The organism is Mycobacterium sp. 20KCMC460 (genome assembly GCF_022179425.1).
GTDB lineage: Bacteria > Actinomycetota > Actinomycetes > Mycobacteriales > Mycobacteriaceae > Mycobacterium > Mycobacterium kiyosense.
The window spans coordinates 4012052-4033268 of sequence record NZ_AP025524.1; the positions used below are offsets into that span (position 1 = coordinate 4012052).

The window sequence follows — 21217 nt, forward strand, 5'->3', positions numbered from 1 at the left end:
GCGCAACCGAGACCCGTTCCCAATCAGCGGACGCCGACACATCCTGGTTTTCAGTCCATTCATCGGGATCCCCGGTGAGTCCGGGCGCCTGGTGCGGTAAACCGGACACAGGCCCACACAGGTAAAGGACGTCAGGATGAGCGAGCGGGTTTTGGACCGAGTTGTCGAGATGGCCGACCAACTGCGCGAGCAGGCTCCCGAAGCCGAGCGCATCGGCCGGCTCACCGACCAGACGGTCAAGGCGATGAAGTCGGCCGGGTTGATCCGGCTGCTGCAGACCAAGCAGTACCAGGGATTCGAGGCGCACCCGCGCGAATTCGCCGAGACGACCATGGCCACGGCGGCGCTGGATCCGGCGGCCGGCTGGATCGTCGGCGTGGTCGGTGTGCACCCATACCAGTTGGCGTACGCGGACCCGAAGGTCGCCGCGGAGATCTGGGCCGACGACGTCGACACCTGGATGGCGTCCCCGTACGCGCCGCAAGGCGTGGCGACACCGGTCGACGGTGGCTACCTCTTCAACGGGCGCTGGCAATTCAGCTCGGGCACCGACCACTGCGACTGGATCATCCTGGGCGCCATGCTCGGTGACGAGAAGGGCATACCGCTGATGCCGCCGCAGATGCTGCACATGATCCTGCCGCGTAAGGACTACGAGATCGTCGAGGACTCGTGGAATGTGGTGGGGCTGCGCGGAACCGGCTCCAAGGACGTCATCGTCAAGGATGCGTTCGTGCCGACCTACCGCACCATGGACGCGACGAAGGTGATGGACGGCACCGCCCAGCGGGAGGCCGGAATGACCGAGCCGCTCTACCTGATGCCGTGGTCGACAATGTTCCCGCTGGGCATCTCGGCGGCCACCATCGGCATCGCCGAGGGCGCGCTGGCCGCACATCTGGATTATCAGCGTGAGCGGGTCGGCGCCACCGGAACCGCGATCAAGGACGACCCGTACGTCATGTACGCGATCGGGGAGGCCGCCGCCGACATCAACGCCGCCCGCCAGGAACTGCTGGCCAACGCCGATCGCATCTATGACATGGTCGCCGCCGGCAAGGAGGTGTCGTTCGCCGATCGCGCGGCCGGCCGGCGCACCCAGGTCCGCGCGGTGTGGCGGGCGGTATCGGCCGTCGACGAGATCTTCGCCCGTTCCGGCGGCAATGCCTCGCGGATGGACAAACCGCTGCAACGGTATTGGCGCGACGTGCACGTCGGCCAGATGCACGCCATCCACGTCCCGGGCACGATCTACCACGCATCGGCACTGAGCTCGCTCGGCGTCGAGCCCCCGATGGGACCGCTGCGTGCGCTGATCTGAGGAGCCTGCCGTGAGTGACCTGAAAAGCCTTGGCTACATCACTGTTTCGACCAACAACATGGAACGCTGGCGGCATTTCGCGTTCGATGTGCTGGGCTTCGCCAAGGGCTCCGGACCCGACCCCGACGCGCTGTATCTCCGGATGGACGAACGCGCGGCCCGGATCATCTTCGTGCCCGGCGACAGCGAACGGGTGCGCACCGTTGGCTGGGAGGTAAGAGATCGCCGCGCCCTGCAGCGGGTCAAGGCGACCCTGGACAGCGCCGGTGTGGCCTTCAAAGAACTGTCCCAGCAGGACGCCGACGCCCGTCGCGTCGAAGAGGTGATCACCTTCGAGGATCCGGCCGGCACCACACTCGAGGTGTTCCACGGCGCAGTGCTCGACCACAGCCCGGTGATCACGCCGTTCGGCGCGAGATTTGTGACGGGCGATCAGGGCCTGGGCCATGTCGTCATGCCGGCCACCGACCCCGGCGGGCTGTTCGACTTCTACGCCGACGTCCTGGGTTTCCGTTCCCGCGGCGCTTTCCGGATTCCGGCCCCACCGGAATTCGGCCCGATCCGGGTGCGCTTCCTCGGCATCAACGCACGCCATCACAGCCTGGCGATCTGCCCGGCCATGCACCAGCGCGACCCGGGCGTCGTGCACGTCATGGTGGAGGTCGACACCCTCGACGCGGTCGGGCAGGCGCTGGACCGGATCAATGCCGAGGGCATTCAGTTGTCGTCCACCCTGGGCCGGCACACCAACGACAAGATGGTCTCGTTCTACGTCCGCACGCCTGGGGACTGGGACATCGAATTCGGCACCGACGGTATGCGCGTCGACGAAACCTATTACACCGCAGAGGAAATCACCGCTGACAGCTACTGGGGTCACCAGTGGGTGAGCGACCTGCCGGCGGCCATGCGGCCCTGACCCTGCTGGGCCCTCGAGCGTAACCACACCGAGAAATCCGGCGCCGAAATCGCATCCGGGTGCCGTTCGCGAGTCCTGGGGCCCGCGCGAGTCCCGGGTGGCTCGCACAGCCCGCGGTCCCCTGCGCATTGCCGATTTGTGTGACAACGCACACAGCGTGTGGTAGAAACAGCTATTCCTAATAGGAATATGCCAGCTAGATACACAGCCCTTTGGAGGACCGATGGCAGGGACCGCGACGGCCGAAGCAACCACACCGAGCGCCGTGATCGACCGCATCTCGCTGGTCCTCGATGCGTTCGACGGACCCGGACGGCTCACCCTCGCCCAGATCGTCCGGCGCACCGGGCTGCCGCGTTCCTCGGCGCACCGGATGCTCGAACGGCTGGTGCAGCTACGTTGGCTGCGCCGCAGCGGCCGCGACTACGAGCTGGGCATGCGACTGGTCGAACTGGGGTCGCTCGCCGTGCACCAGGACCGGCTGGTCCGCGCCGCCAAACCACAGCTGGCCGAATTGCATCGGGCGACAGGACTTGTCGTGCATCTCGCGGTTCTGGACGGTTCGGACGTGGTGTATCTGGACAAGGTCGGCGACCGCGTGTGCGACGGCCTGCCCACCCGGGTCGGCGGTCGTCAGCCTGCGCACTGCACCGCGGTCGGCAAGGCGATGCTGGCCTACCGCGATGCGGACGCCGAGGTGGACCTGCACACCCGCAAGACCCGCTACTCGATTGCCGGCAGCGCTCAACTGGCCGTCGAATTGGCCAAGGTCCGGGCACACGGCGTCGCCTTCGAGCGGGAGGAATCGCTGCTCGGCTTCGGTTGCGTCGCGGCCCCGATCGGCGGTCCGGGTGAGGCCGTGGCGGCGGTGTCGGTGTGCGGCCCGATGAATCGCATGGCCTTCGACCAGCGACTCGCCGCGCCGGTACGCATGACGGCCATGAACATCTGGCGCAATGCCGAGGACGGCCCGCAGCGGGTGGCTCCCACGCTGCAACCGTTGCGGCCCTTGGCACCCCGCCGGCCGGCCGCCGCCCTGCAATACGCGTGAACCTCGACCCGCAGATCGCCGCGCTGCTCGACACATTGGACGCCGGCTTCCCGCCGGTGCACACCATGACCGGCGCACAGGCCAGGGCGGTGATCCGGTCGCGGTTCGTCCCGGCGGCCGAACCCGAACCCGTTGGGGAGGTCCGCGACGACGTGGTGCCCGGCCCCGGCGGCGACATCCCGGTCCGCATCTACCGGCCCCCCGGCGACGATTTACCGGTGCTGGTGTACGCCCACGGCGGCGGGTTCGTGTTCTGCGACTTGGACAGCCACGATGCCTTATGCCGGAATATCGTCAATCACGTTGGTGTGATTGTGGTTTCGGTGGAGTATCGGCTGGCCCCCGAACACCGGTGGCCCGCGGCGGCCGAGGATGTCTATGCCGTCGCCCGGGCAGCGGTCAACGGCGTGTTCGGCGGCGACGCGGGCCGGGTCGCCGTCGGCGGTGACAGTGCGGGTGGGAACCTGGCCGCCGTCACCGCACTGATGGCCCGGGACCGCGGCGGCCCGGACCTGGTCGCGCAGTTGCTGATCTACCCGGTGATCGCAGCCGATTTCCACACCGAGTCCTACCGGAGGTACGGCCGCGGCTACTACAACCCGAAGACCGCCATGCAGTGGTATTGGGACCAGTACGTGCCGGTGCCGGGCGACCGCACCCATCCCTACGCCGCGCCGCTACACGCCGACCTGACCGGATTGCCTCCGGCCGTCATGGTGATCGCCGGCCACGATCCGCTGCGCGACGAGGGTCTGGCCTACGCCGCGGCGCTCGAGTCAGCGGGAGTGTCGGTGGTGCTACTCCAATTCGACGGCGGCATCCACGGTTTCATGAGCATGCCGATGCTGGACATCGCCCTGCAAGCGTACGGCCAGGCATGTGCTGCCCTGTCCGCGCTGGTGTCGCGAACGTGACGGCGCCGCTGTCGTCCCGCCGGAGATTCGCGCCGGCGCGCCAATTCGCGACCGCGGGTTGCCGATGACTGAGGGCAAGGTGTACGTAATCGACCGGGTGGTGACCCGACCGGGGTGCGCGCGCCGGTTCGTCGACACCTATCTGGCCGAGTACGCACCAGGTGCGCGGCAGCGCGGCATGACGTTGCGTGAGGTGCTGGTCAGCCCACCGATCTGGTTCGACGACGACGTCAACACCGTCACCATCACCTGGACGCTGCCCAGCGTGCCGGCGTGGTGGGAGATGACCTGGCAAGGCAGACCGGATCCGGCGCTGGGTGAATGGTGGTCTCGCAACGCCGAATTGGTGATGGAGCGAACCCGGTCGTTCGCCGCAGCGGCCGACGCCGTGGACGGCCTGTGCGATGTATAGCGTCACCCGTCTGCTCGACGTAAACGCCGGCGACAGGGACCGGATCCTTGCCGAGGTCCGTGCCCGCACCGCCCACGCGCCCCGTCGTATCGTGGCACCGACCATGCCCGGGTCCCGCAACGGTGGCGACGTACTGGTGCACTTGCGGTTCCCCTCCGAAAGCCAATGGCGTTCGCTGCAAGAAGATTTCGACGCGGCACTGACCGATTCGGCGATCACCCGGGTCAACGGGGTCGACTACACCGGCGACCTGACCCACACCGGCAGCACCCGCGGCAGCGTGTACCGCACCCTGTTGCTCCGGGTCATGCCGGCAACCGGCGCCGCCACGCTGGCGCGGTTCGAAGACGAGTTACGCTCGATACCGCGCCATGTGCACACCATCACCGCCTGGCAGCTGAGCCGGGCCGCCGCAACGGTAGGTGCTACACCCTGGACGCACGTCTTCGAGCAGGAGTTCACCGACGTCGACGGTCTGGCCGGCCCCTACCTGATGCACCCGATCCACTGGGCGGTGGTGGACCGTTGGTTCGACCCGGAATGTCCCGACGTCATCGTCCGGGACCGGGTTTGTCACAGCTTCTGTGCGCTGCCCGCCCGCTGAACCGGGGTGCTAGGCGTCTATTCGCGCATCCGGCGGGGGACGCAACGGCGCCAAGATCGTGGTGCCGTCCAGCGAATGAACGTCGATGCGCTGCGACCACGGATAGTGCAGGCTGAAGGCCAGCTGCCCGGTGCGTTGCGCGGCGGGCAGCTGACACATCGCCAGCACCGTCTCGGCCAGATACTCCACCGGCTCGGTGGGGAAAGTGTCCGGAATCAGTTGCGCCGCACCGGGAGTACGGACGGCCGTCGATGGACCGACGCAGTTGACCGCGATGTTGTCGTCGAGTAGTTCGGCGGCCACACCCTGGGTGAACCGGTGCAGCGCGGCTTTGCAGGATGCATAGATCACATCGCCGGCGGTCTTGTTGTAGTCCCGGTAGGGACGGCTCGGTGGGAGTCCGGTGACCGATCCGATGTTGACGATCCAGCCGCCACCGTGGTCGCGCATGGTCGGGACTACGGCTTTGGTGAGGACGAACGGGATCCGCAGGTAGTGCTCGACGGTCCGGTCGAAGGTCTGCAGTGTCATGTCCTCGACCGGTGCGTAGTCGGCGAAACCGGCGTTGTTGACCAGGATGTCGATGCGGCCGGCGCGGTCGATCACCTGGTCGAACAGCGAGTCGCGCTGCGCGGGGTCGTCGAGGTCGGCCGCGACGCCGATCGCGCGACCACCGGCAGCCTCGATCATCGCGATCGTCTCGCCGATGGTGCCGGGCAGTACCGTGCCCGCACCGGACCGCGTCGATGACGACGGCGACCAGGACCGCGCTGTCACCACCACGGTGGCGCCTTCGGCGGCCAGCCGCTGTGCGATCGCCCGGCCGATGCCGCGGCTGCTGCCGGTCACCAAAGCCGTTCTGCCGTGCAGCAATCGGGTCATCGCAGGTCGAAGTGTTCTTCGATGGGCGCGCGGTGCTGGTGCCACAGGTCGACCAGGCGGTACGGGGTGGCGACCACCACCCGTCCCGATCCGGAACGGTAGTAGGTGTGCGCGCTGGGGGTGTGGCACCACACGGTGCCGGCCATCGTCTGATCGATGCCTGCGACGTAGTCGTCGTAGGCCTGCCGGGTGACTTCCATCACCGATGCGCCGCGCAGCGCCATCAATTGCAGGCATTCGATGACGTAGTGCGCCATCACCTCCATCGAGAAGTTGGCGCCCGCGCCGTGGCCGGGGCTGTAGTTGGGTGCTGAGTTGACGAACAGGTTCGGGAATCCGGGCACGGTGCCGCCGCGGTAGGCGGCCGGGCTGTCACCCCACTCGTCGGCGAGCTTGCGGCCGTCGCGGCCACGAATGTCGATAGTGGACAGGAAGTCCAGATGATACCCGGTGGCGTAAATGATGACGTCCAGGTCGATCTGCCGACCGTCTTGGGTGACAATGCCTTTCGCGTTGACCGCGGCCGGTTCGCTGGCCTCGACATCGACGTGATCGCGGGTCAGCGCCGCGTAGTAACCACCGGGGTCGCGAATGATCCGCTTGCCGTAGGGCGCGAAGTCGGGGGTGACCTTCTTCGCCAATTCGCTTCCCGCACCGAAAGTCCGGTCGATGTAGTCCAGGCACATCTGCAGCAGCACGTCATTGGCCGCCGAGATGGACAGGTGGTTTTCGGCCCATTGCGGGTCCCGCAGGATGACCGGATAGTTGTTGTCCGCGGTACCCCAGTACGACTTCAGCCGGTTCCAGTTCGCGTAGTACGGCAGGTGCCGGCCGAGGTAGCGGCGATGTTCGGGAACGTCGTCGGTCAGCCGCTTGCGTGGTGCGACCCAGTGCGGCTGCCGTTGGAATACGGTCAGGTGCGCGACCTCGTCGACGCAGGCGTCGACGATCTGCACCGCCGTGCACCCGGCGCCGATCACCGCGACCCGGCGTCCGCCCAGATCCAGCGCAGGATCCCACTGCGCCGAGTGAATACTGTTGCCGGCGAACGTTTCTCGTCCGGGCAGGTCCGGCCAGCGCGGGCGGTTGAGGTAGCCGGCCGCGGTGATCACGACGCGCGCGTAGCTGACGTCGCGGTTGCCGTCGCGGTCGACCGCGTGGATCTGCCACTGCGCGCGTTCCTCGTCCCACCACAGGGCTTCGACTTCGGTGCGGAACCGGGTGCGGTCGCGCAGGCCATGCTTATCGGCCAGCGCCACCAGGTAGGCCTGGTATTCGGCGCCCTGCGGGTAGTAGCTGGTCCAATCCGGGTTCACCTCGCGTGACAGCGAGTAGTAGGCCGACGGGGTGTCCACGCCGATTCCGGGATAGGTGGTGGTCAGCCAGGTCCCGCCGACCTCGTCGTTGCGATCGAAGATCCGGTAGTCGACCCCGGCATCGGCGGCGGCCAGCGCGGCGATGATGCCGGCCAGGCCGGCGCCGATGATCGCCACGTTGGTGGTCCGCGGAATCGGCACGGTGCGTGGCAGGGTCGGCTGGGACAGCTGAAAGCCGCCCTGCTCGAGCAGCAATGGCACGAACTCGTCGTCTACCTGGCCGCCCAGCGCCACCGGCAGCAGCCGCCGAAACATCGCCGGATCGTCGGCGGCGAGCGCACCCGCCGACCGCTCGGCGCCGAGGGCGGCCACCACCGCGTCGACCAAAGCTTCGGCAGTGGCCGGATCGGTGACCCCGGCGCGCTCGGGCGGATCGGGCACGTGGGAGATCCGCGGCCCGAAGGTGTCAACCACCGACGGGTCGCCGGTGAGTTGGGCCAGCACCGCGACCAGGACGCCCGGATCGGCGGCGCGCAGGTTGGCCCGGAGTTCGTCGAGGCACACGGTCATGTGGCTCAGTATCGGAGGCACCAGGTGCAGTTGCGGCGGTCGTTTCCTCTCAGCGGGACACCTAACTCGGTGTCGCGGCAACCGCCAAAAAGCCAGTCCCTACAGTTGCCAGCATGAGCAACCCCCTGGAAATCACCGACTCCGGACCGATCCGGACCTGGACGATCAACCTGCCCTCAGTCGGCAACGCGATCACCGGCAAGGATGTGATCGCCGCGTTCGAAGCCGCGGTGGACTCCGCCAACCTCGACACCGAGATCCGGGCGGTGATCCTGACCGGTGAGGGCAAGATCTTCTCGGCCGGCGGCAACGTCAAGGAGATGGCCGACAAGACGAGCATCTTCGGCCTCGACGCGCTCGACCAGCGCTACGCCTACGTGGACGGAATTCAGCGCATTCCGCGGGCGCTGGGGCGCCTCGAAGTACCGCTGATCGCCGCCGTCAACGGCGCCGCGATCGGCGCCGGCTGCGACGTCGCGATGATGTGCGACATCCGAATCGCTTCCGAGCGTGCGTCTTTCGCGGAGAGCTTCGTTCAGCTCGGCCTCATTCCCGGGGACGGCGGCACCTGGTTTCTGCAGCGCGCCGCCGGCTACGAGCGGGCCGCGGAGATGACCTTCTCCGGTGACCGCGTCGACGCGGCGACGGCCCTGGAGTGGGGTCTGGTCAGCCGGGTGGTGCCGCACGACGACCTGCTGCCGGCGGCGCGGGAACTCGCCGAGCGGATCGCCAAGAACCCCCCGCACGCGCTGCGGATGGCCAAGCGGTTGTTGCAGGAGTCGCGCACCGGTTCCCTGGAGACGACACTGGCCATGGCCGCCGCCATGCAACCACTGGCCCACCGCGATCCCGAGCACGAGCAACGCATCGCCAAGTGGCGGACACGGCAGTGATCAGGCTGGTGCCGCCCGCCGGAATCGACGACGCAGCGACCCGGGAATTACGCGCCGAGGTGCGCATGTTCGTCGCCGAGCAGATCGCGGCGGGCGCGTTCACCCCGTCCGTCGACGCGTGGCTGACCCGCTGGGACGAGAACTTCACCGCGGCGTTGGCCGAGCGCGGTTGGCTCGGTATGACCGTGCCGGCCGAGTACGGCGGGCACGGTCGCTCGTTTCTGGAGCGATTCGTGGTCACCGAGGAGCTACTGGCCGCCGGCGCCCCGGTGGCCGCGCACTGGATCGCCGACCGCCAGATCGTGCCGTCGCTGCTCAAATACGGCACCGAAGCGCAGAAGCGGCACTTCTTGCCGCGGATCGTGCGCGGCGAGTGCTTCTTCGGCATCGGGATGAGCGAACCGGACTCCGGCTCCGACCTGGCCAGCGTCCGCACCAAGGCCGAGCAGGTGGAGGGCGGCTGGACGCTGTCGGGCACCAAGGTGTGGACCTCGGGGGCACACCTGGCGCACGCCTTCATCGCGCTGGCCCGCACCGCGCCGGTAGACCCGTCGAACCGCCATGCCGGGCTCAGCCAGTTCCTCGTCGACCTGCACGGCCCCGGGATCGAGGTGCGTCCGATCATCTCGATGAACGGCGCGCACCACTTCAACGAGGTCATCTTCGACAACGCGTTCGTGCCCGACAACATGGTGTTCGGCGAGATCGGCGACGGCTGGAAGCAGGTCACCTCCGAGCTGAGCTTCGAACGCAGCGGGCCCGAACGATTCCTGTCCACGTTCGGATTGCTGGCGGCCTGCGCCGACCGGATGGCCGCCAACACCATCCCCCGCGACGCCGGTCTGGGAAGACTGGTGGCGCGGGTCGCGGGCCTGCACCAGATGTCCACCGCGGTGGCCGGGGCGCTGGAGCGCCACGAGCCGGCCGACGTGCCTGCGGCGGTCGTCAAAGTGCTGGGCACCACCACCGAGGGTGACATCGCCGAATTCGCCGACCTGCAGGACTCCCCCGACGCGATCTTCACGGAGTTGACGCGGGCAGCGGTGGATCAGCGGCCCGGCTTCACCCTGCGCGGCGGCACCAACGAGGTGCTGCGCGGGGTCATCGCGCGCGGATTGGGGATGCGATGAGTGTCGACCCGGACCTGGTGGACATGATGGGCGCCGTCTTCGCCGAGTACGCCCACGACCCGAAGCTGTGGCAGCGGCTCGATGAGCTGGGGCTGGTGCGGTTGACCGGCGCCGAAGAACACGGCGGCAGCGGAGCCGGCTGGTTCGAAGCCGCCGAACTGCTCAGTGCCGCGGCCCGTCATGGAGCACGAATCCCGTTGGCGGAACACGACTTATTGGCATGCTGGCTGCTGGAGTCCAGCGGGCTGGCGGTCGACGGCGCGGTGCGCACGGTGTGCATGCTCGACAAGCAGGGGCGCGCTCGTGACGTGCCTTGGGCGGACACGGCCGACCGTGTGGTGGTCGTATGGCGCGGTGACGGCGGATTCCAGGTCGCCGATGTCGCCGCCGAGGAGCTCACGATCACCCCGGGCGCCAACCTGATCGGCGAACCCCGCGACGAAGTGGCCGCCTCTTTGACCGGGCTGCAGGGCGTGCAGGTGGGTTTACCGCTGGTCACCCAGCTGCGGCTGAAGTCCGGGCTGGTGCGCGCCATTCAGGTGTGTGCCGCACTCGATCAGATTCTGCAACTGTCCATCGAGCATGTGAGTTCGCGCATCCAGTTCGGCCGTCCGCTGTCGAAATTCCAGGCCGTGCAGAACCTGGTCTCCGATATCGCCGCCGAGGCCGCACTCGCCCGGGCTGCCACCGAGGCCGCGCTGGCCGTCGGGGTCACCAGCGACTGGGCGGCGGAAAATCTGGAATTCCTTGTCGCCGTGGCACGTTCGTGCGCAGGGCATGCGGCTTCGGTGGTGGTGCGCAACGCGCATCAGGTGCACGGGGCGATCGGCACCACCCGTGAGCACCGGTTGCACGAATTCACCCGGGCCGCTCTGGCGTGGCGGTCGGAGTTCGGTTCGGTGCGGTACTGGGACGACCAGGTCACCGACTCGGCGATGTACGCGAGCGCCGGAGGACTGTGGGGGCTGATCACCGGATCCTGATCACTGTTCCACTCACCGGACAACTGCGGTGCCGCCACGACCGGGCCGGGGTTGACTGCCCATCATGAACACCGACATCAGCCTGCCCGAACTACAGGAGTTCATTGGCGAATTCTGGTACCACTACGACGAAGCGCACTACGACGAGCTGGCCGCGCGCTACGCGCAGGACGTCCGCTACATCAGCCGAAGTGACAGCGGCGCAAGCCCATTCGAAGAATTGATGTCACCGGAATTGCACGGCCGTGCCGCGGTGCTGGAATGGCTTGCGGAGCACCGCGAGCAGAGCCCCTACCCGCTGCGCCACCACGCCACCAACCTGCACCGCATCAGCAGCGACGGTGTGGTGACGCGGGCACGGTTCTACATCCTGGTCAACCAGATCGCCGACTTCGTGCCGTTCGCGGTGTCCAGCGGTATCAGCGAAGTCGGGGTACGCCGCGACGGTGACGGACTGCAGATCACTGACATGGAGGTTGTACTGGACACCACCAACTCGGTGCTGCTGGCCGAGCGGCACGCAGCAAGCACCGCCGGGTCGTGAGCGTCCGCGACGCGTTCTGCGGCGGTGTGGCCGTGATCACCGGCGCCGGCGCGGGGATCGGTGCGGGACTGGCGCGGTACGCGAACCGGTTGGGCATGACCGTCGTCCTGGCCGACATCGATGCCGACGCCGTCGCGGCGCTGCACGACGAACTCGGTGGCGGGGCCGTCGATGTGGTGTGCGACGTGCGTGACCCGGATGCGGTGCAGGACTTGGCCGACCGTACCTACCGCGATATCGGTCCGGTGCGGTTACTGGTCAACAACGCCGGAGTCGAGCAGTTCGGGTACTTGTGGGACACCCCGCTGGACAACTGGCAACGCGTGGTCGACGTCAATATCAGCGGCGTCTTCCACGGGGTCCGGGCGTTTCTGCCGAAGATGATGGCTACCGACGATCCGGCGTGGGTGTGTGGAATCTGTCCTCGGTCGGCGGCGTGGTGGCGATCCCGTTGCAGGCGCCCTACATCATGAGCAAGCACGCGGTGCTCGCGATGACCGAGTGCCTGCGCCTCGACGTCGAGAAAGCCGGGCACGGCAACCACATTCACGTGCAGGCGGTGCTGCCCGGCGCCGTGGTTTCCAACATCTTCGAGTCGGCGGGCGGGGTCGATGGGGGCGGTGACACCGCTTCGGCCGAGGCGCAGCGCGCGGCCATGCTGGACATTAAGGCCGCGGCCATGGATCCGCTGGCGGCCGCGCAGACGTTGTTCGAGCAAGCAGCGAAGGGCCGGTTCTATCTGGTGACCCAGGATTCGGTCACCTCGGCCATGAAGCAGCGAGCCGAAGTGCTTGCCGCGCAAAGTCCTCCGGCTCTGAAATGACGCTGGATCCCGACGCCGCGGCACGGGTCGCCTCATTTGGTGATCTCCCGCCGATGCGGGTGCGCGGTCTGGCCGCGGTGCGGGCGGCGATCGAAGGCGCTCCCCTGCCCGAAAACATGCCGGCGATGTGCGACGTGACCGAGACTCTCGCGGATTCCGTTCCGGTCCGGATCTATCGTCCGACAACCGATTCCGTCGGTCCGGTGTTGGTGTACTTCCACGGCGGCGGGCTGGTGATGGGGTCCAATCACTCCTTCGAACCGCTGGCCCGCGCGCTGGCGGCAGCATCGGGAGCGATCGTCGTCGCCGTCGACTATCGATTGGCGCCCGAATCGCCGCCACCGGCACAGTTCGACGACGCTTACGCCGCCACCGAGTGGGCCGCCCGACAACCCTGGACCGACGACCTCGTCGTCGTGGGCGACAGCGCGGGCGGCGCCTTGGCGGCCGGGGTGGCGCTGGCCGCGCGTGATCGCCACGGTCCGGGCATTTGCTTGCAGGTGTTGTTGTATCCCGGTCTGGATCGCGACATGACCGCTCCGTCGATCATTTACCTGGCCGATGCCCCGATGCTGTGCCGCGACGATATCGACTACCTGCACGGCCTCGCCCACTGCGATGCCGACCCCTATCTCGTCCCGGCCTACGCCGAGGATCTCAGCGGGCTGCCGCCGGCCATCGTGGTGACGGCGGGCTGCGACCCGATCAGGGATTGGGGCGAACGCTACGCCGACCGGCTGCGCGAGGCGGGCGTGCAGACCACCCTCACCCGCTATCCGGGGATGTACCACGGGTTCCTGATGCGGCCCGAGGCGACGGCACGCGGCCGGCTGGCGATCGCCGAACTCGGCGGCCTGCTGCGCGCCAAATTCGCTCATCCGCTGCCCTTTTGCGACAAGACATCGTCATTGCCAACCCCATAAGGAGACGACAGATGCTCACCGACGAGCGGCGCCGCGAACTTTCCGACGTGTTACGCCCGGCCGCCCCGCCGCGCGAGGTCGACGACGTCTACACCGACGACCAACGCGAACGACTGCTGGACGTGGTGCGCACCGAAGGGCCGTGGCGGTTGATTATCGCCCAGCACTTCGCCTCGGCCGACGAATTGATCGCGACGATGAGCGGACTGTTCCCCGACGGCTACACGCCGTCGCTGGATCTTTTCCTCACCCCGACGTTCCGCGGATATTTAGCCAACTACGGCGCGGTGCTCTATCCGCAGCTGCACGACTGCTTCTACAACGAGCGGTTCCTGCAACTGGCCAAGGATTACTGGAACGCCGAGTACGCCAAGCCGGAAATGATGCTGTTCAACATCAACGGGCCGTGCGCCAATCGCGATCCGGGACATCTGGATGCGCCGAGTTTCCGCGGCGTGCGGCACGAGAACGCACCGACCTGGCTCACCAGCGTGATGGGCAAGTCCGGCCTGTTTCGCGACTATCTGATCAAGATGGCTCAGGTGATCACCTGGTTCTCTTTGGACGGCACCAGCGGCTTCACCTATTGGCCCGATGGTCCACTCAAGGCGCCGCGGCGGGTGCTGCCGCCGATCTACAACCGCGGCGTGCTGGTGCAGAACGAGATGATGGTGCATCGCGGGGAGGCCAACGGGCCACTGGAACAACAGATTCCGTCGGGCCTCGGCTTCGACACCGTGTTCACCGGTGATCCGGACGAAAAAGATTGCTGGCTATTGAAGAACGACGAGCAGGTGATCGCCCGCCACCGCACCGACGAACTGCGTTTCCTGGTGCACTGGTCGGCCGAGGTGTTCACCGACCGAGACGAGCTGAAGAAGAACATGGAAGGCTGCGACGACCTGACCATCGAGAAGGCCATCGACATCATGGTCGACGACATCAACGCCCGCGGCGGCAAGCTCGACATCCCGAGCGAGCCATTGCATGATCCTGCGTTCATCGCCGCGCTGAACGCCGCCTATGACATCGGCGGGCCGACGGTCTATCCCGAGGACGCACCGATCAGCGCATTTTCCATTTGATCCTGCGGTGAGGGCACAGAAGTTCGAGTGCACCGCGCCGCCAGCGCAGTGTCAACGAAGCGCTACCGCACCACTACCGTGCTCGGCACCCGGGGCTCGGCCAGGTGCCGGTGCGACGGCGGCCGCCGGCCACCCTCGTCGGTGATGCCGTAGCGTTCGGCCAGTTCGGCGCCGATGAACGTCTGCCCGCTGAGCTCATCCAGCGCCGGGTCGCCGTACAGCGCATCGATCAAATAACCGGTGAACTCCGGGGTTTCGGCATGTTCGGCGGTCTTCGCCAGCGCTGCTGCGTTGCCGGCGAACGCGCCGCGCAGTCGCTCGGTGAGCAGGATGCCCATCCAGATCGAAGCCGTCGCGACACCCGTGCCGCGGAAGTCGACGGCCATGTCGGCAACCATTTTGTCCACCCCGGCCTTCTGAGCCCCGTAGGCCGGCCCGTGCATGTAGCACACCGACCCCGGGGACGAGGTGAAGGCGATCAGGCCCCGCTGCTGCGCGACGAGCAGCGGCGCGGCGTACCACGACGCCACATAAGAAGACCGCAGCCCGACATTCAGCACGTCGGCGAGAGCAAGGGGCTTCTCCCAGAACGGTTTTGGGCTCACCAGTTCGTCGGAGATGACGGCGGCATTGTTGACCAGCAGATCCAGCCGCCCCTCAGCGGATGCCACCTGCCCGAACAGCGCGGCGACGGCATCGTCGTCGCTGTGGTCGACGCGAACGGCAACGCCCCCAGCGGGCGCCTCAGTGATGCTGCGTCCCGTCCCATACACCCGCCACCCTTGCGCACTCAATGCCGTGGCGATACCAAGGCCCGCACCGCGACTGGCCCCGGTTACCACCGCGACCCTGGCCGAGTCAGTCATCTTGTGCGACCTGCGGTTGGCGGGGCCCGATGAGGGCTGCGCAGACGAACAACACCGACGTGGCGGCAGCCACGGCCACCAGCACCCCCGAATTGAGCAGATATCGGTCGTCGACAGCAGAGAAGCCGACCGCGTCCCTCACTTCGCGAACCGCCAGCGCCGGAAAGGTAAGGCATAACACCGGGGTAGCAACAGCGATGACAGCACATCCACAGGCCAGAAACCACAGCCGTCGCAGGTGCGTGCCTCCGATGAGGGCAAGGACCGCTAGGACGGAACTGATCAGGACGATCCACCCGGCCGCACCGACGGTGTCGATTTCTCCGCCGTAATACCGTGCGTGCTCGCCGACGTAGTTGCCCAGACCGTTCCACCGCAGCGACACTTGCGGACCGTCGAAAACGACCCACGGCAGCAGTGTCAGAGCGGCCGCCGTAACGCCTGCCATCGCGGCAGCCAGCAACAGGGCGTAGGTTGCGCGCCCGCTGTGAATTCGGTTGCCGCTCATCAAAATTCATAACCTTCGTCGTCGTTCTCGCGGTCGAGTCCATCGCGTTTTCGGATGAACATCCGCCACTGATGCTGGATCTGACGCTCGCAGTATTCCTCGATACGCAACCGTTCGTCGGTCGGGATTTGACCGCCGTTACCAGGGTTGTCGTCAAGCCAGTCCTCGATCGCTTCATTGACCATGGCCTGATACTTGCGTCGGAAGTCGTCGGCATCGGGGTCATCCGGCGACTCTTCGACCTCAGTGACGACATCGGGGTGCGCCTCGAGCAGGTGCGGCGGAAGCTTGCCCGTCCGCAGGGCATAGAGCACCTCCGGAGGCAGATGCGAGGTATCAGCCACAGCTAAGTCCCGAGGTGATCCGGCCAACCCGGCGAGGAAACCGGACCCTTGTCCACAGGGGGCGGATCGGCCGCACACTCAGGATCCCATGGCGGGTACATCGAGAGGAACTTACTCGTATACCAATCGCCGAACACTGACGCGACCGGCGCACGCGCTGGACCTTTCTGATTCGAGGGCGGAGCGACCCCAGTCCGTTGAAAAGTAATGGTGCGCTTGAAAATTCCGTAGTTGTCCGGGAACGAACCGTTGAGCGAGACTTCACCGGCGTAGCAGACGGTTGCCGTCGCCGAACCATCGGGTGCCACCGCGAAGTTGAGCACCCAGTTGGTATAGAAGCCTTTAGCCGGGAGGCCCGTTCCCAACCAGTCATAGCTCCGATCCCGGGCGGCTTTGGCAAAACCTGGATACGAACCTTCGGCTCGGTCGACGTTGTCGTCGGCGACGTGATTGGCTTCGGTGTAGGCGCGAATGTAGGTGCCCTCCGAGCTCATCAAATCGACCGCCGGTGTTACCACCCAATGCTCGGCATACAGCACATTGCGCGGTATCTGGTAGCCGGCCGGCGCGGCGATCGAAGTAGTCGGCACCTTGGAAGTGGCCGGGGTGTGCGCGCAAGAGCAGCTGACCAACACCAGCACACCCGCCACCGCGCAGGTAATGCTCGCAAAGGCGCGGCCAATTACTGAATCGACGAGCACGTCAGCGCCCGGGCGGCGTGGACACGTTTCCAGGATCGGGCAGCCCGACCGGATCGATCACGGTATTGTCCGTGCCGTACGCATAGGATTCGCGCCAGCCGCCAACCTTCAGCTGGCCGCCTTGTTCGAGGTTCGAGTAAATCTGTATAAAATCGTCCCTGTTTTTTGTGACAGCGTTCCAGTCCAGTTTCCAGCCATTGTTACCGTCCGGCACGAAGAAATTCACCGGGCCGTTGCGCGTCTGCACATTCTGAAAAGCGCCGACCACCGACGGGTCGCGAACCTCATAGCCTTCGACAATGCTGTAGTCGTGATAGATCTGGTCGGTGAGAACCTTGAACTGGCGGTCGTTGGCAGCCAGCGCTGCTGCGACGGGATCCACCGGCGCATTGCCTGGCGTTACCGGGGGGATCTCGTCGAGTTTCAAGTACGGGTTGTATCCGTCGATGACCATTTTGCCGAGGAATGACAAAGCGTCACCGCCGGGGAGCTTACTCAAGGGCAACGCCCCGAAAACATCGCTGAGCATACCTTTCCTGCTGTCCCAGTCGGCCGATCTCTGGTTGTAGTCCAAGATCCGGGCGGTGTCGCCGTTGCGTTTCATGTCTTCGAGTTCCGCCTGGTAACCATTGTGCAGTGCCGTTTCCAGCTGGCCGGCGGCACGCGCATACTCGACTCTGCCGGTCTCGCCGAAACGCTCGGCATAGTAGTGATCCCACGATGCGCCCGCAGCTTGCAGCGCCACCGCCGAGGCTTTGTCCGACGACAGCACTTCGAAGAGATTCTGAAACTCAGTCGAGTTCTTAAAACCGGGAATACCGGACGTGTCGATACCCGGCACCTCGACACCGCCGAGATTGCCGAAGTAGGGAGTGAGGTTGCGCGTCAACGCCTGAACCAGCTCCGGATCGCGCTGTCCCAGACTTTCGAAGCGGCCGCTCGGATGGTCTCCGTAGTCGAAGATCGGGATTCGTCCGCCCAATAATTCATGATTGTTTGCGGTCAGGTGAGCCAGCGAATCAGCGGCCACGGCCGCCTCGTGTCCCTCGAAACCGGGGGTGTGCGCGTTGGGACCAATCCAATCCAGCATGTCTTTCCAGCCATGGTCATTCGGGCCGAATTTCGCGGTTGCCAGAGAAGTAAATGCTTGGTTGTTGTCGAAGTGGCCACCATTGACCCGATCCATTGCCGGTCCGGCATGCAGGAAGTCGGTCACCGCTTGGTGATCGATGGAAGCGTTCGACATCATCGCGCTGACCGTGTTGTTGATTTGGCCTTCGGTGAGGTAATTGCCGGCATTCCGCTTAGGCGCATCGGGATCAGAAACCAAAGAAACCTTCGAATGCTCGCCCGCGGCGATTCGCGACGCCTGATTCAGCATTGCCCGGTCCACGTCCGACCCCAGGCCCAATGCTCTGTTGCCCCTGCCCAGCATGTCATTCATCGCGTTGAACTGCGTGATCGGAATCGACTTGGCCGCCACCTCCGGGTTGGTCCCGAGCACTGTCACCGGGTCTTTGGTGAGCAATTCCCGCACCTTGGCGGGAAGCGTATTCAGACCTCCGTTGCCACCCAGCGCCGTGTGGATATTGGGGTTGCCCATCATCCGCATGCCGTCGCCCATTGCCCCCTGCAAGCCATATTTGCCCATCGCCGCGTCGATGGCTGCCGGCGATTGGCCATCCATCGCTTGCATCAACGACGTCAGGTAGTCGAACTGGCCCTGGGGCATATTGGCCGGCCTGCCACTCGCCAACGCCGCCAATTCCTCTGGCGTCCACGATGTCAACGCGGCACGCACCCGAGCTACCTGCTGGGGTGTCGCATTTCCGGCCAGCACGGCACTTGCGTCGTCGCGAGCCTGTTGTCCGCCCACCAAGCCCGCCGCCAGCGGGGCGGCGGCACCGATGTCGTTCTTCGCCGCGTTGATCGCGTTCTTGGTGTTGGTATCGGCGACCCCCAGTTCGCCCGCGAGCTTCTGCAGGTTCGTGGTCGCGGTCTTGGCTTCCTCGCCGCGCTTAGCCTTGAGATCGTCCATCGCGTGCTGGGCGTCCTGCTCGGTGCTACCCGTCAGAACCATGGCCAGCTTGCCCATGCCGTAGTTGTAGTTGTCGGTGACAACCCAGTCCTCGGAGACGTTGAAAGAGTCGTTTTCCAGGCCCTTGGCCTGATTGCGCAGACTGTCGATCATCGGCTGCATCGTCGTCTTGCCGTTTTCGTACGCCGTGGCCAGCGCTTCGTAGCCCGCGGCGACTTTGCGATCCTGGGCCAGCTCCCGGTCGGCCCGCCCGTCACACGCGTTCTGGGTGTCGCCCTTCCAGTCCAACCCGTGCACGGAGTTACGGACGCTTTCGGCGGCCTCCAACATCTTGCGGCCCACCTCGCGCGTCGGAGCGGCGAGATCACCCAGCGCGTTGGCGTTTGCCTTATATACGACTGATTTCTGCGGACGCGTCAAGAATCAACCCCCCGGACGTCCTCGGCTATGAAGGAAATGATCCGGAACTAGGCAGCCGGGTTCATATCACCCAGCGCTGTCATCGCCTTTCCGACTGTCCTGGTCAGCAACTCCTGCCTCGCCTGCGCGGGTAATACTTGATCAAGTACATCCATCAAGGTCACCGACGTGCGGATCATATCGGCCAACTTCTCGTATCGTCCTGCGACGACCCGCAGCGAGTCGTCCACCGCTTCCTGCACACCACCCAGAGCGCCTGCGGTCTCGAAGCCGGCCAAACCACCAGCAGCACTTCCCGTATCCGGTGCGTGGATCGCGGCCACAGTTGTCTTGGCTGCGGCGATGGTTTTCACCCCGGCCAGCACGTTTTGCACGTTCACCTCGAGTAATGGCGCCACTCGCCTCCCCCTCCGCACGATCGCAGCGATCCAAATCGAACCCTAATGCACGGCGTAGGACAATATCCGCACGAGATTCAGCAGCAGGTGTGTACTCAGTCGGCAGAATTCGGCCGCGTCCGCCCCTACGAGCCGTCGACGACGACGAGTTCTCCAGCCGCAACGGCATCCTCGATCGATGCACGCAGCGCCGAGCAGACCAGGAACGGGGCCCGATGATGCCCGGCGATCCGGTCGGCCTCGCGGCGTTCCAGGCACGCGTCTGACGCCGCCGCGTTCCATTGCACGCTGGTCTGGTTCCAGCTGCTCTTGCGGACCAGCACCCGCGCACCGCATCGGCGGCACCCGACAGGTGCCATCGGCATGTCGTCGAGCCGGTTGTCGGTCCGCATCGCTGCAGAGGTTAACGGCTGGCTGAGCCCGCGCGGGCAGCCAAGTTCGCCTCGATCTCCTTCATCCATGCCTCGTGCGGTCGCGTGGTGTCCAGCTCAAATTCGAAGCGGTCCACCATGTCTGGCTGCACGTCGGCGACATCGACGTAGAACTGGTCGTACCAGCGCCGCAGTTGGTAGACCGGTCCGTCCTCCTCGACCAGCAACGGGTTGTCGATGCGCGCCTTGTGCCGCCAGATCTCGACGTCTTGCTCGAAGCCCATCTTCACGTAGTCGCCGAGGCTGATCGCGGTCTGCATAGCCTGCTCGTCGGGCAGCCTCGACGACTTCTTGACGATAATTCCGTATTGCAGCACAAAGGAACTCGCGTCGATCGGATAGTGGCAGTTGATCAGGATGGTCCGCTGGTCGCCGTCGTCGTAGTGGTAGGTCAGGTCGTCGATCATGAACGACGGCCCGAAATACGATGCCACCGACGTGGTGCCGAGCAGCGCCACACCTCCGGACCCCATGTCGGGCCGGCCCTCCCCGTTCATGTACTGGGTGGCCACGTGGCCTTCGAAGATGTTCTTGAAGTAGGTGGGCAGCGAGCCGTGGATGTAGAAGAAGTGGGCCATGTCGACAACGTTGTCGATGATCTCGCGGCAGTTGCTGCCGACCACGGTGGTGTACCAGTGCCAATCGGTCCATTCGTCGCTGGTTGCTCCGTCGATGCGCGGAATGGTGACCTCGGGCGGCGGCGGGTGGTGCTCCGGGTCGTTCCAGACGAACAGCATGCCGTCCTGTTCCAGCGTGGTCCAGGTCGCGGTGCGGGCCAGTCGCGGCGTGCGTTTGGCGTAGGGGACCTTCTTGCAGCGGCCGTCACCGCCCCAGCGCCAATCGTGGAACGGGCAGGCGATCTCGTTGCCCTTGACGGTCCCCTCCGCCAGGTTCCCGCCCATGTGCCGGCAAAAGCCGTCCAGCACATTGATTTTGCCGTCTGCGCTGCGGAACACGACGAGCTGCTGACCGAACGCTTTGACCGCGTGCGGCTTGCCGTCCCCGTAATCCCGGACCAGCCCCAGGCAGTGCCAGCCGCGGGCGAACCGCGTCGGGGCGGCCTGCGCTTCGATGAGCCGGATCTCGTCGGCATCGGATTGCGACATCATGGGTTCCATTCAACGCCTCCGGCCGCTCAGAC

22 protein-coding genes and 1 pseudogene are annotated in these 21217 nt (G+C 65.9%); 13 read left to right on the top strand and 10 right to left on the bottom strand.

All coding sequences use genetic code 11. The annotated features are described in order from the left end of the window. Positions 1-136: 136 nt before the first annotated feature. From MKCMC460_RS18580 to MKCMC460_RS18605, 6 genes are all read left to right on the top strand, one after another. Entirely contained in the window at positions 137-1321 is a 1185-nt protein-coding gene (locus tag MKCMC460_RS18580) for an acyl-CoA dehydrogenase family protein (protein WP_236982473.1), read from the top strand. A 10-nt stretch (positions 1322-1331) separates the two neighbouring features. Further along, positions 1332-2240, top strand: a complete 909-nt coding sequence (bphC, locus tag MKCMC460_RS18585) for a biphenyl-2,3-diol 1,2-dioxygenase (protein WP_236982471.1) — start codon at positions 1332-1334, stop codon at positions 2238-2240. 223 nt (positions 2241-2463) lie between these two features. Beyond that, positions 2464-3291: an IclR family transcriptional regulator gene (locus MKCMC460_RS18590; protein ID WP_236982469.1), complete on the top strand. Its 828-nt coding sequence runs from the start codon at positions 2464-2466 to the stop codon at positions 3289-3291. Further along, the gene (locus MKCMC460_RS18595) at positions 3288-4205 is read left to right on the top strand and encodes an alpha/beta hydrolase (protein WP_236982467.1); all 918 of its coding nucleotides are present in this window, start codon (positions 3288-3290) and stop codon (positions 4203-4205) included. The genes MKCMC460_RS18590 and MKCMC460_RS18595 overlap by 4 nt, the downstream gene beginning before the upstream one ends. Positions 4206-4269: 64 nt before the next feature. Next, positions 4270-4617 (top strand): hypothetical protein, encoded by a 348-nt coding sequence (locus MKCMC460_RS18600; protein ID WP_236982465.1) that lies wholly within the window; start codon positions 4270-4272, stop codon positions 4615-4617. Further along, the gene (locus MKCMC460_RS18605; protein WP_236982463.1) at positions 4610-5221 is read left to right on the top strand and encodes a Dabb family protein; all 612 of its coding nucleotides are present in this window, start codon (positions 4610-4612) and stop codon (positions 5219-5221) included. Before MKCMC460_RS18600 ends, MKCMC460_RS18605 begins: the two co-directional genes overlap by 8 nt. 9 nt (positions 5222-5230) lie before the next feature. Here the strand turns inward: MKCMC460_RS18605 and MKCMC460_RS18610 are convergent, their stop codons facing one another. Together MKCMC460_RS18610 and MKCMC460_RS18615 are read right to left on the bottom strand one after the other, a co-directional pair. Then, complete coding sequence (locus MKCMC460_RS18610) at positions 5231-6103, bottom strand: SDR family NAD(P)-dependent oxidoreductase (protein WP_236982461.1); 873 nt, start codon at positions 6101-6103, stop codon at positions 5231-5233. Continuing rightward, on the bottom strand, positions 6100-7989 hold the full coding sequence (locus tag MKCMC460_RS18615) for an NAD(P)/FAD-dependent oxidoreductase (RefSeq protein ID WP_236982455.1): 1890 nt from the start codon (positions 7987-7989) through the stop codon (positions 6100-6102). The genes MKCMC460_RS18610 and MKCMC460_RS18615 overlap by 4 nt, the downstream gene beginning before the upstream one ends. Positions 7990-8102: 113 nt before the next feature. On the opposite strand from MKCMC460_RS18615, the gene MKCMC460_RS18620 reads away from it, so the two are divergent. The 7 genes and pseudogenes from MKCMC460_RS18620 to MKCMC460_RS18650 all read left to right on the top strand — a co-directional run bounded on the left by MKCMC460_RS18620 (position 8103) and on the right by MKCMC460_RS18650 (position 14370). Next, complete coding sequence (locus tag MKCMC460_RS18620) at positions 8103-8882, top strand: crotonase/enoyl-CoA hydratase family protein (RefSeq protein WP_236982453.1); 780 nt, start codon at positions 8103-8105, stop codon at positions 8880-8882. Beyond that, a complete protein-coding gene (locus MKCMC460_RS18625; RefSeq protein WP_236982451.1) occupies positions 8864-10012 on the top strand; it encodes an acyl-CoA dehydrogenase family protein in 1149 nt (382 codons plus the stop codon). Before MKCMC460_RS18620 ends, MKCMC460_RS18625 begins: the two co-directional genes overlap by 19 nt. Then, on the top strand, positions 10009-10995 hold the full coding sequence (locus MKCMC460_RS18630) for an acyl-CoA dehydrogenase family protein (protein ID WP_236982449.1): 987 nt from the start codon (positions 10009-10011) through the stop codon (positions 10993-10995). Before MKCMC460_RS18625 ends, MKCMC460_RS18630 begins: the two co-directional genes overlap by 4 nt. Before the next feature lie 64 nt (positions 10996-11059). Further along, a complete protein-coding gene (locus MKCMC460_RS18635) occupies positions 11060-11539 on the top strand; it encodes a nuclear transport factor 2 family protein (protein ID WP_236982447.1) in 480 nt (159 codons plus the stop codon). Continuing rightward, positions 11536-12362: pseudogene (locus tag MKCMC460_RS18640) on the top strand (SDR family NAD(P)-dependent oxidoreductase). The gene MKCMC460_RS18635 and the pseudogene MKCMC460_RS18640 overlap by 4 nt, the downstream one beginning before the upstream one ends. Continuing rightward, on the top strand, positions 12359-13285 hold the full coding sequence (locus tag MKCMC460_RS18645; protein WP_236982445.1) for an alpha/beta hydrolase: 927 nt from the start codon (positions 12359-12361) through the stop codon (positions 13283-13285). Before MKCMC460_RS18640 ends, MKCMC460_RS18645 begins: the two are co-directional and overlap by 4 nt. Positions 13286-13296: 11 nt before the next feature. Then, positions 13297-14370, top strand: coding sequence for a hypothetical protein (locus MKCMC460_RS18650; RefSeq protein ID WP_236982443.1), 1074 nt, complete (start codon positions 13297-13299; stop codon positions 14368-14370). A gap of 62 nt (positions 14371-14432) precedes the next feature. On the opposite strand, the gene MKCMC460_RS18655 is transcribed toward MKCMC460_RS18650, so the two are convergent. From MKCMC460_RS18655 to MKCMC460_RS18690, 8 genes are all read right to left on the bottom strand, one after another. Further along, positions 14433-15236 (bottom strand): SDR family NAD(P)-dependent oxidoreductase, encoded by an 804-nt coding sequence (locus tag MKCMC460_RS18655; protein ID WP_236982440.1) that lies wholly within the window; start codon positions 15234-15236, stop codon positions 14433-14435. Continuing rightward, positions 15229-15744, bottom strand: a complete 516-nt coding sequence (locus tag MKCMC460_RS18660; protein WP_236982433.1) for a hypothetical protein — start codon at positions 15742-15744, stop codon at positions 15229-15231. The genes MKCMC460_RS18655 and MKCMC460_RS18660 overlap by 8 nt, the downstream gene beginning before the upstream one ends. Further along, positions 15744-16088 carry a hypothetical protein gene (locus MKCMC460_RS18665; protein ID WP_236982431.1) on the bottom strand — a complete coding sequence of 115 codons (345 nt, stop codon included), beginning with the start codon at positions 16086-16088 and terminating at the stop codon, positions 15744-15746. Before MKCMC460_RS18665 ends, MKCMC460_RS18660 begins: the two co-directional genes overlap by 1 nt. A gap of 2 nt (positions 16089-16090) precedes the next feature. Further along, positions 16091-16789: a hypothetical protein gene (locus MKCMC460_RS18670; RefSeq protein WP_236982428.1), complete on the bottom strand. Its 699-nt coding sequence runs from the start codon at positions 16787-16789 to the stop codon at positions 16091-16093. 1 nt (position 16790) lies between these two features. Next, the gene (locus MKCMC460_RS18675; protein ID WP_236982426.1) at positions 16791-19247 is read right to left on the bottom strand and encodes a hypothetical protein; all 2457 of its coding nucleotides are present in this window, start codon (positions 19245-19247) and stop codon (positions 16791-16793) included. 47 nt (positions 19248-19294) lie between these two features. Then, positions 19295-19645, bottom strand: coding sequence for a hypothetical protein (locus MKCMC460_RS18680; protein ID WP_236982424.1), 351 nt, complete (start codon positions 19643-19645; stop codon positions 19295-19297). 125 nt (positions 19646-19770) lie between these two features. Continuing rightward, positions 19771-20037 carry a ferredoxin gene (locus tag MKCMC460_RS18685; RefSeq protein ID WP_236982422.1) on the bottom strand — a complete coding sequence of 89 codons (267 nt, stop codon included), beginning with the start codon at positions 20035-20037 and terminating at the stop codon, positions 19771-19773. A gap of 11 nt (positions 20038-20048) precedes the next feature. Then, positions 20049-21185 carry a Rieske 2Fe-2S domain-containing protein gene (locus MKCMC460_RS18690; RefSeq protein WP_236982420.1) on the bottom strand — a complete coding sequence of 379 codons (1137 nt, stop codon included), beginning with the start codon at positions 21183-21185 and terminating at the stop codon, positions 20049-20051. Positions 21186-21217 lie beyond the last annotated feature (32 nt).

What these genes read in the sequence shown, in the direction of transcription:
- MKCMC460_RS18580 (WP_236982473.1), top strand. Translation starts at nt 137, where the DNA reads ATGAGCGAGCGGGTTTTGGACCGAGTTGTCGAGATGGCCGACCAACTG.
- MKCMC460_RS18590 (WP_236982469.1), top strand. Translation starts at nt 2,464, where the DNA reads ATGGCAGGGACCGCGACGGCCGAAGCAACCACACCGAGCGCCGTGATC.
- MKCMC460_RS18600 (WP_236982465.1), top strand. Translation starts at nt 4,270, where the DNA reads ATGACTGAGGGCAAGGTGTACGTAATCGACCGGGTGGTGACCCGACCG.
- MKCMC460_RS18605 (WP_236982463.1), top strand. Translation starts at nt 4,610, where the DNA reads ATGTATAGCGTCACCCGTCTGCTCGACGTAAACGCCGGCGACAGGGAC.
- MKCMC460_RS18610 (WP_236982461.1), bottom strand. Translation starts at nt 6,103, where the DNA reads ATGACCCGATTGCTGCACGGCAGAACGGCTTTGGTGACCGGCAGCAGC.
- MKCMC460_RS18615 (WP_236982455.1), bottom strand. Translation starts at nt 7,989, where the DNA reads ATGACCGTGTGCCTCGACGAACTCCGGGCCAACCTGCGCGCCGCCGAT.
- MKCMC460_RS18620 (WP_236982453.1), top strand. Translation starts at nt 8,103, where the DNA reads ATGAGCAACCCCCTGGAAATCACCGACTCCGGACCGATCCGGACCTGG.
- MKCMC460_RS18630 (WP_236982449.1), top strand. Translation starts at nt 10,009, where the DNA reads ATGAGTGTCGACCCGGACCTGGTGGACATGATGGGCGCCGTCTTCGCC.
- MKCMC460_RS18635 (WP_236982447.1), top strand. Translation starts at nt 11,060, where the DNA reads ATGAACACCGACATCAGCCTGCCCGAACTACAGGAGTTCATTGGCGAA.
- MKCMC460_RS18645 (WP_236982445.1), top strand. Translation starts at nt 12,359, where the DNA reads ATGACGCTGGATCCCGACGCCGCGGCACGGGTCGCCTCATTTGGTGAT.
- MKCMC460_RS18650 (WP_236982443.1), top strand. Translation starts at nt 13,297, where the DNA reads ATGCTCACCGACGAGCGGCGCCGCGAACTTTCCGACGTGTTACGCCCG.
- MKCMC460_RS18655 (WP_236982440.1), bottom strand. Translation starts at nt 15,236, where the DNA reads ATGACTGACTCGGCCAGGGTCGCGGTGGTAACCGGGGCCAGTCGCGGT.
- MKCMC460_RS18660 (WP_236982433.1), bottom strand. Translation starts at nt 15,744, where the DNA reads ATGAGCGGCAACCGAATTCACAGCGGGCGCGCAACCTACGCCCTGTTG.
- MKCMC460_RS18685 (WP_236982422.1), bottom strand. Translation starts at nt 20,037, where the DNA reads ATGCGGACCGACAACCGGCTCGACGACATGCCGATGGCACCTGTCGGG.
- MKCMC460_RS18690 (WP_236982420.1), bottom strand. Translation starts at nt 21,185, where the DNA reads ATGATGTCGCAATCCGATGCCGACGAGATCCGGCTCATCGAAGCGCAG.